Source organism: Flavobacterium xizangense, from assembly GCF_054075145.1.
In genome coordinates this window covers 1-5,518 of record NZ_JBSIPG010000022.1, presented here as the reverse complement: position 1 = coordinate 5,518, position 5,518 = coordinate 1, and the positions used below count along the sequence as shown (strand labels likewise).

The 5,518-nt window shown below is 47.6% G+C and carries 2 tRNA genes and 3 rRNA genes; all 5 read left to right on the top strand.

Annotated features, from left to right (window positions below):
* Positions 1 to 341 precede the first annotated feature (341 nt).
* The 5 genes from ACWA1B_RS22315 (at position 342) to rrf (ending at position 5,512) form a co-directional block, all read left to right on the top strand.
* Positions 342 to 1,855, top strand: a 16S ribosomal RNA gene (locus ACWA1B_RS22315).
* Positions 1,856 to 1,982: 127 nt separating this feature from the next.
* Positions 1,983 to 2,056 (top strand) — tRNA-Ile (locus ACWA1B_RS22310).
* Between the two features lie 107 nt (positions 2,057 to 2,163).
* Positions 2,164 to 2,237: transfer RNA gene (locus ACWA1B_RS22305), tRNA-Ala, on the top strand.
* Positions 2,238 to 2,366: 129 nt separating this feature from the next.
* Positions 2,367 to 5,248 (top strand): 23S ribosomal RNA (locus tag ACWA1B_RS22300).
* A 154-nt stretch (positions 5,249 to 5,402) separates the two neighbouring features.
* Positions 5,403 to 5,512, top strand: a 5S ribosomal RNA gene (gene rrf, locus ACWA1B_RS22295).
* Together the 16S, 23S and 5S rRNA genes with 2 tRNA genes alongside form the textbook arrangement of a ribosomal RNA operon.
* Positions 5,513 to 5,518 lie beyond the last annotated feature (6 nt).

Genomic DNA, 5,518 nt, shown 5'->3' with positions numbered 1-5,518 from the left:
AAAAAAAAGATTAAAAAAAGCTTGTGAGATTTGAAAATGCTTTTTACATTTGCACCCCGCAAAACACGGAAAGTTCATTGGGAGATTGGGAGGGAAGTTTGGAAAATGAGACGAAAAAAAAGTTTCAATTTTTTTTTAGATTTTTCTTGCGAGAAACAAAAAGAAGTTTTAGTTTTGCACCCGCTTTGAGAGACAAGCGAGAGACAGAAAATTACGTTCGTAGACATATTGAATTGACAGCCGTTCCGATGAGAATCGGAACAAATAGAATAAGGGTAATGGAATCGATAGATTCGAAAAGAACCACTAGAGGAAGCATCGACTATATAATATTAAAATATACGATGAAGAGTTTGATCCTGGCTCAGGATGAACGCTAGCGGCAGGCTTAACACATGCAAGTCGAGGGGTATAGTTCTTCGGAGCTAGAGACCGGCGCACGGGTGCGTAACGCGTATGCAATCTGCCTTTCACAGAGGGATAGCCCAGAGAAATTTGGATTAATACCTCATAGTATAGTGAGTTGGCATCAACACACTATTAAAGTCACAACGGTGAAAGATGAGCATGCGTCCCATTAGCTAGTTGGTAAGGTAACGGCTTACCAAGGCAACGATGGGTAGGGGTCCTGAGAGGGAGATCCCCCACACTGGTACTGAGACACGGACCAGACTCCTACGGGAGGCAGCAGTGAGGAATATTGGTCAATGGGCGCAAGCCTGAACCAGCCATGCCGCGTGCAGGATGACGGTCCTATGGATTGTAAACTGCTTTTGTACGAGAAGAAACAACATTACGTGTAATGTCTTGACGGTATCGTAAGAATAAGGATCGGCTAACTCCGTGCCAGCAGCCGCGGTAATACGGAGGATCCAAGCGTTATCCGGAATCATTGGGTTTAAAGGGTCCGTAGGCGGTCTAGTAAGTCAGTGGTGAAAGCCCATCGCTCAACGGTGGAACGGCCATTGATACTGCTGGACTTGAATTATTAGGAAGTAACTAGAATATGTAGTGTAGCGGTGAAATGCTTAGAGATTACATGGAATACCAATTGCGAAGGCAGGTTACTACTAATGGATTGACGCTGATGGACGAAAGCGTGGGTAGCGAACAGGATTAGATACCCTGGTAGTCCACGCCGTAAACGATGGATACTAGCTGTTGGGCGCAAGTTCAGTGGCTAAGCGAAAGTGATAAGTATCCCACCTGGGGAGTACGTTCGCAAGAATGAAACTCAAAGGAATTGACGGGGGCCCGCACAAGCGGTGGAGCATGTGGTTTAATTCGATGATACGCGAGGAACCTTACCAAGGCTTAAATGTAGATTGACCGGTTTGGAAACAGATCTTTCGCAAGACAATTTACAAGGTGCTGCATGGTTGTCGTCAGCTCGTGCCGTGAGGTGTCAGGTTAAGTCCTATAACGAGCGCAACCCCTGTTGTTAGTTGCCAGCGAGTCAAGTCGGGAACTCTAACAAGACTGCCAGTGCAAACTGTGAGGAAGGTGGGGATGACGTCAAATCATCACGGCCCTTACGCCTTGGGCTACACACGTGCTACAATGGCCGGTACAGAGAGCAGCCACCTCGCGAGGGGGAGCGAATCTACAAAGCCGGTCACAGTTCGGATCGGAGTCTGCAACTCGACTCCGTGAAGCTGGAATCGCTAGTAATCGGATATCAGCCATGATCCGGTGAATACGTTCCCGGGCCTTGTACACACCGCCCGTCAAGCCATGGAAGCTGGGGGTGCCTGAAGTCGGTGACCGCAAGGAGCTGCCTAGGGTAAAACTGGTAACTAGGGCTAAGTCGTAACAAGGTAGCCGTACCGGAAGGTGCGGCTGGAACACCTCCTTTCTAGAGCCCCGAATGTTAGTGCTTGCACACGTTGGGGAAAAAAGATGCGGATCGAAATGGATCTGAATCGATGATTTTATTACTCTTGCTGTTGATTTAAAAAAATGATAAAACTTAAGTAAAACAGAGTCTCGTAGCTCAGCTGGTTAGAGTACTACACTGATAATGTAGGGGTCGGCAGTTCGAGTCTGCCCGGGACTACTATTTGACTTGAGAAAGGAAATTCTGGAAGTTGGAATTCACCAAAAGAAATTAGAGAAGAATTAAGAAATCTAAAATCTGAATTCTACAATCTAAGATTGAAAAATGGGGGATTAGCTCAGCTGGCTAGAGCGCCTGCCTTGCACGCAGGAGGTCAACGGTTCGACTCCGTTATTCTCCACAATCCCGATGAATCGGGAAAAAGTTCATTGACATATTGAGATAAGAAAATAATAAAAAGTAGAAAGCGTTTTCTGCAATTTATTGTAGAAAACAAAAAAAACGGTCATAATTGATTTTATGATTGGTACAATAAGCAAAATAAGGGCGTATGGGGGATGCCTAGGCTCTCAGAGGCGATGAAGGACGTGATAAGCTGCGAAAAGCTGCGGGGACGAGCACACATCGATCGATCCGCAGATATCCGAATGGGGCAACCCACTATGTTGAAGACATAGTACACCGATAGGTGGGCAAACCCGCTGAACTGAAACATCTAAGTAGGCGGAGGAGAAGAAAACAAAAGTGATTCCGTAAGTAGTGGCGAGCGAACGCGGATTAGCCCAAACCAATAATGTTACGGCATTGTTGGGGTTGTAGGACCACGATATTTCATGCATGCAGAACCGGAAGTTGCTGGAAAGCGACGCCATAGAGGGTGATAGCCCCGTATGGGTAATAAATGTAATGGATAGTGGTATCCTGAGTAGGGCGGGGCACGTGAAACCCTGTCTGAATTTGGCGGGACCATCCGCTAAGGCTAAATACTCCTGAGAGACCGATAGTGAACCAGTACCGTGAGGGAAAGGTGAAAAGAACCGTGAATAACGGAGTGAAATAGATCCTGAAACCATACGCTTACAAGCGGTCGGAGCCCCTTCGTGGGGTGACGGCGTGCCTTTTGCATAATGAGCCTACGAGTTAACGTTGCTGGCAAGGATAAGTGGTTAAGCCATGGATCCGTAGCGAAAGCGAGTCTGAATAGGGCGCTTTAGTCAGTAGTGTTAGACGCGAAACCGTGTGATCTACCCATGGGCAGGTTGAAGCTGTGGTAACACACAGTGGAGGACCGAACCGGTTGACGTTGAAAAGTCTTCGGATGACCTGTGGGTAGGGGTGAAAGGCCAATCAAACTCGGAAATAGCTCGTACTCCCCGAAATGCATTTAGGTGCAGCGCTGACGATAGTTATATAGAGGTAGAGCTACTGATTGGATGCGGGGGCTTCACCGCCTACCAATTCCTGACAAACTCCGAATGCTATATAATGTTTCACAGCAGTGAGGGCTTGGGTGCTAAGGTCCAAGTCCGAGAGGGAAAGAACCCAGACCATCAGCTAAGGTCCCCAAATATATGTTAAGTTGAAAGAACGAGGTTTGTCTGCCCAGACAGCTAGGATGTTGGCTTGGAAGCAGCCATTCATTTAAAGAGTGCGTAACAGCTCACTAGTCGAGCGGACGAGCATGGATAATAATCGGGCATAAACATATTACCGAAGCTATGGATTTTGCAGCAATGCAAAGTGGTAGGGGAGCATTCTGACAGGGTTGAAGGTGTATCGTAAGGTATGCTGGACCGGTCAGAAAAGAAAATGTAGGCATAAGTAACGATAATGCGGGCGAGAAACCCGCACACCGAAAAACTAAGGTTTCCACAGCTATGCTAATCAGCTGTGGGTTAGTCTGGTCCTAAGGCGAACCCGAAAGGGACAGTCGATGGCCAACGGGTTAATATTCCCGTACTACTAATTACTGTGATGGGGTGACGGAGTGATGAAAGCGCCGCGAACTGACGGAATAGTTCGTTGAAGTACCTAGCTATAAGTCCTGTAGGCAAATCCGCAGGTCTTGGTGAAATACGATAGTACTCGGAGTCTTCGGACAAAGAGATAGTGCGCCTAAGGGCTTCCAAGAAAAACCTCTAAACTTCAGGTAATTAGTACCAGTACCGTAAACCGACACAGGTAGTTGAGGAGAGAATCCTAAGGTGCTCGAGAGATTCATGGCTAAGGAATTAGGCAAAATAGACCTGTAACTTCGGGAGAAAGGTCGCCCCCAGCAATGGGGGCCGCAGTGAAGAGGTCCAGGCGACTGTTTATCAAAAACACAGGGCTCTGCAAAATCGTAAGATGAAGTATAGGGCCTGACACCTGCCCGGTGCTGGAAGGTTAAGAGGAGATGTTATCTTCGGAGAAGCATTGAATTGAAGCCCCAGTAAACGGCGGCCGTAACTATAACGGTCCTAAGGTAGCGAAATTCCTTGTCGGGTAAGTTCCGACCTGCACGAATGGTGTAACGATCTGGACACTGTCTCAGCCATGAGCTCGGTGAAATTGTAGTAACGGTGAAGATGCCGTTTACCCGCAGTGGGACGAAAAGACCCTGTGCACCTTTACTATAGCTTAGTATTGACCTTGGATAAATGATGTGTAGGATAGGTTGGAGACTATGAAGCGGCGTCGCCAGGCGTTGTGGAGTCATTGTTGAAATACAACCCTTTGTTTATCTGAGGCCTAACTCTTCGATGAAGAGGACAGTGCTTGGTGGGTAGTTTGACTGGGGTGGTCGCCTCCAAAAGAGTAACGGAGGCTTCTAAAGGTTCCCTCAGTACGCTTGGTAACCGTGCGTAGAGTGCAATGGCATAAGGGAGCTTGACTGAGAGACATACAGGTCGATCAGGTACGAAAGTAGAGCATAGTGATCCGGTGGTTCCGCATGGAAGGGCCATCGCTCAAAGGATAAAAGGTACGCCGGGGATAACAGGCTGATCTCCCCCAAGAGCTCATATCGACGGGGGGGTTTGGCACCTCGATGTCGGCTCGTCACATCCTGGGGCTGGAGAAGGTCCCAAGGGTTGGGCTGTTCGCCCATTAAAGTGGCACGCGAGCTGGGTTCAGAACGTCGTGAGACAGTTCGGTCTCTATCTACTGTGGGCGTTAGAAATTTGAGTGGATCTGATTCTAGTACGAGAGGACCGAATTGGACTAACCTCTAGTGTATCTGTTGTCCCGCCAGGGGCACCGCAGAGTAGCTACGTTGGGAAGGGATAAGCGCTGAAAGCATATAAGCGCGAAACCCACCACAAGATGAGATTTCTTTTAAGGATCGTGGAAGATGACCACGTTGATAGGCTATAGATGTAAAGGCAGTAATGTCATAGTCGAGTAGTACTAATAATCCGTAAGCTTATGTACACCCTTTTTCCCGAGCCGAAAGGCTCGGGAAAGAAACTTTCTAAAATAAAACTAAAACTTACTTTTCTTTATCTCAGTATGTTAAGATATTGTTTTGATCATTAATTGCCAATCATCAATTACTGATTGAAAAGCTGCTCGCAGCGAATGACCTTAAGGTGGTTATTGCGGCGGGGCTCACCTCTTCCCATCCCGAACAGAGAAGTTAAGCCCGCCTGCGCAGATGGTACTGCAGTTTTGTGGGAGAGTATGTCGTCGCCTTTCTTTTGA